Raw genomic sequence first — 3,720 nt, forward strand, 5'->3', positions numbered from 1 at the left:
ACTGCATGGATTGCCGCGCTGCGCTCGCAATGACGAAACGAAACGCCGTCATTGCGAGGAGCGGCAGCGACGTGGCAATCCACGAAGTCCAGTTGCATGGATTGCCGCGCTTCGCTCGCAATGACGGTACCAGCCGCGCTGCGCTCACAATGACGGCCATCCTTTCAGAATGACGACGTTTTGCTTCTTTAAAACGTCAGCAGCACCACCGCGCGCGCTTCCATCGCCTGGCCCAGCCCGACCGGACCCATTCTTTCTGACGTCTTGGCTTTCACGTTGACCTGATCCACCACAACGCCCAGCGTCTGCGCCACGCTGGCGCGAATGGCGGGCATGAACAACATCAGCTTGGGCGCCTGGGCGATGATGGTGCAGTCCACATTGCCAATCTCAAAGCCCTTGGCGCGCACCCGGCGGGCGGCTTCGGCCAGCAGGACACTTGAAGCAGCGCCTTTGAACTGCACGTCGGTGTCCGGGAAATGGCTGCCAATGTCACCCAGCGCCGCCGCACCCAGCAGGGCGTCGGTGATGGCGTGCAACAGCACGTCGGCATCCGAGTGGCCCAGCAGCCCAAAGGGGTACGGCACCTCGACGCCGCCCAGCATGAGCTTGCGCCCGGCCACCAGCGCGTGGATGTCCCAACCTTCACCGATTCTGAAATTCATCTAATTTACCTCTTGATAGAAAAAAACTTCCATGACCAGGAAGGGGCTTGTCAAACCCGTATGGATTGCCACGCTTCGCTCGCAATGACGAGATTCTTTCACTCTACGCCTGGCGACTTTGCAGCAGCGCCTGCGCGAGTAAAAAGTCTTCCGGATAAGTTACTTTGAAGTTTTGCGCGCTGCCGGGCACCAGCTTCGGGTTCAGGCCCATGGCCTCGATGGCGCTGGACTCGTCGGTGACGGCGTCGCCCGCCAGTTCCAGGGCCTCAAGCAGGCTGCCAATGCGAAACATTTGCGGCGTTTGCGCCAGCCATTTGTCCTCTCGTGGCAGCGTGGCCGCCACCCGGCCCGCCTGCGCCACCTTGAGCGTGTCGGGCAGCGGCATGGCCAGCAGGCCACCGACCTCGTCGGCCAGGCAGGCATCGAGCAACTGGTTGATCTGGGCGGGCGTGATCAGGCAGCGCGCGGCATCGTGCACCAGCACCCAGTCATGCGCCACCGCACCTTCTGCGAGCAAGGCATTCAAGCCGTTGAAGACGCTGGCCGCCCGCGTTGAGCCACCACAGGCAGCGATGAGAAACGAAGCATTGAGCGCTTCTGGTGTCTGAAAAAATGTGTCATCAGGCGACACCACCACCAGGGTTTGGTTGATGCGCGAGACTTCGGCAAAGGCGGCCAGCGTGTGCATCACCATGGGTTTGCCAACCAGCACCTGGTACTGCTTGGGGCCCGCTGCACCGGCGCGTGAGCCCGTGCCAGCACAGGGAATGAGCGCCCAGCAACGCGGTGCGGCGGTGGGTGCAAGGGCAATGTCGTTAAGTTCTGTCATGGTGTGGGCTGCATTCTAGAATCCAGCCCACACACCCTGCCTGATTTTGCGCAGGGTTTTGGCGTTTTTGTCACGCCCCACACACTGCTGCTGAGCTGCTGGCCTTTCATGGATTTACCCAAACTTACCCCTGGCAAACGCTACACGCTGCCGCGTCCGGTCGGCTCGGCCGATGCCCTGCTGCTGGCGCAACTGGCCTTGCGCGACAAGGCCGCCCACAAGGTCACCGCCATCGTCACGGCGGACGCCACCGACGCCCAGCGCCTGATCGAGGAAATGGCGTTTTTTGCGCCGGCGCTGCGCTGCGTGTTGTTCCCGGACTGGGAAACCCTGCCCTATGACACTTTTTCGCCGCACCAGGATTTGATCAGCGAGCGCCTGGCCACGCTCTGGCGCATCAGCCAGCGCGACCACGACACCGGCGCCGACGTGGTGATCGTGCCGGCCACCACGGCGCTGTACCGGCTGGCGCCGCCGTCCTTTCTGGCCGCCTACACCTTTCACTTCAAGGTCAAGCAGCAGCTCAACGAGGCCAAACTCAAGGCGCAGCTGACGCTGGCCGGCTACAGCCATGTGTCGCAAGTGGTGAGCCCCGGTGAATACGCGGTGCGCGGCGGCCTGATTGACCTGTTTCCCATGGGCTCGCTGGTGCCGTACCGGGTCGATTTGTTCGACGACGAGATCGACAGCATCCGCACCTTTGACCCGGACAGCCAGCGCAGCCTGTACCCGGTGCCCGAGGTGCGGCTGCTGCCCGGGCGCGAGTTTCCGATGGATGACGACGCCCGTGCGCGCTTTCGCAGCCGCTGGCGCGAATTGCTGGAGGGCGACCCGACCCGCAGCCGCATTTACAAGGACATCGGCACCGGCGTTGCCACCGCCGGCATCGAGTACTACCTGCCGCTGTTTTTTGACGACACCGCCACCGTCTTCGACTACCTGGGCGAGGCCGCCACGGTGGTGCTGCACGGTGACCTGGAACCCGCCTTTGCCCACTTCTGGCAGGACACGCGTGAACGTTACCGGCTGGTGCAGGGCGACCCGGAGCGGCCGGTGCTGCCGCCCGACGCGCTGTTTTTAAGCGCCGAGCAGTTTTACGCCCGCGTCAACCAGCATGCCCAACTGGCCCTGCGCGCGGCGGTGGATGAGGTGGCTGACAGTGCCCGCTTTGTGCGCCTGGGCGACCTGACCGTGGCGCGTGGCGCCGAAGACCCGCTGGCCAAACTCAAGGCGCACATTCGCAACAGCCAGCAGCGCGTGCTGGTGCTGGCCGAAAGCGATGGCCGGCGCGCCAGCCTGCTCGACTTTCTGCACAGCAGCCAGTTCGACCCGCCGTCGTTTGACTCGCTGGCCGAGTTTCAGGACAGCGACGAGAAAATCGGCATTGCCACGTCGGGCCTGGCGATGGGCTTTGGCTGGCTCGACGCCGGCATCGACTTTGTCACCGAGACCGAACTCTTTGCCGCCAGCCCGACCACACGGCGACGCAAAAAACAGGAACAGGTGAGTGACGTTGAAGCGCTCATCAAGGACCTGAGTGAGCTGAAAGTAGGCGACCCGGTGGTGCATTCCGCCCACGGCATTGGCCGCTACCGCGGCCTGGTCAATCTGGACCTGGGTAACAAACTGCCCAACGGCGAGCCCGAGGTGCAGGAGTTTTTACACCTGGAATATGCCGACAAGGCCACGCTTTATGTGCCGGTCAGCCAGCTGCAGCTGATCAGCCGCTACACCGGCGTCAGCCCCGACGAGGCGCCGCTGCACAAGCTGGGCAGCGGCCAGTGGGAAAAGGCCAAGCGCAAGGCTGCCGAGCAGGTGCGCGACAGTGCCGCCGAGTTGCTCAACATTTATGCCCGCCGCGCCGCCCGGCAAGGCCATGCCTTCAGGTACTCGCCCACCGATTACGAGGCCTTTGCCAATGAATTTGGCTTTGAGGAAACCGCCGACCAGAAAGCCGCCATCCACGCCGTGATCCAGGACATGATCAGCCCGCGCCCGATGGACCGGCTGGTTTGCGGTGACGTGGGCTTCGGCAAGACCGAAGTCGCCCTGCGCGCCGCGTTTGTCGCCATCACGGGCGGCAAGCAGGTGGCGTTTCTGGCCCCCACCACGCTGCTGGCCGAGCAGCATTACCAGACGCTGGTGGACCGTTTTGCCAACTGGCCGGTGAAAGTGGCCGAGATGAGCCGCTTCAGATCGGGCAAGGAAATCACCGCCGCGCTCAAG

The 3,720-nt window shown here is 63.5% G+C and carries 3 protein-coding genes; 1 reads left to right on the forward strand and 2 read right to left on the reverse strand.

Annotated features, from left to right (window positions below; all coding sequences use genetic code 11):
• Nucleotides 1-188 precede the first annotated feature (188 nt).
• A complete protein-coding gene (gene ispF / locus NDI87_RS17020) occupies nt 189-665 on the reverse strand; it encodes a 2-C-methyl-D-erythritol 2,4-cyclodiphosphate synthase (RefSeq protein WP_296276775.1) in 477 nt (158 codons plus the stop codon).
• 103 nt (nt 666-768) lie between these two features.
• The gene (gene ispD, locus NDI87_RS17025; RefSeq protein WP_296276776.1) at nt 769-1,494 is read right to left on the reverse strand and encodes a 2-C-methyl-D-erythritol 4-phosphate cytidylyltransferase; all 726 of its coding nucleotides are present in this window, start codon (nt 1,492-1,494) and stop codon (nt 769-771) included.
• A gap of 108 nt (nt 1,495-1,602) precedes the next feature.
• Between ispD and NDI87_RS17030 the strand changes: the two genes are divergently transcribed.
• On the forward strand, nt 1,603-3,720 hold a 2,118-nt coding region (locus NDI87_RS17030), incomplete at its 3' end, for a CarD family transcriptional regulator (RefSeq protein ID WP_296276777.1).

Source organism: Rhodoferax sp. (assembly GCF_023701345.1).
Taxonomy (GTDB): Bacteria; Pseudomonadota; Gammaproteobacteria; order Burkholderiales; family Burkholderiaceae_C; genus Rhodoferax.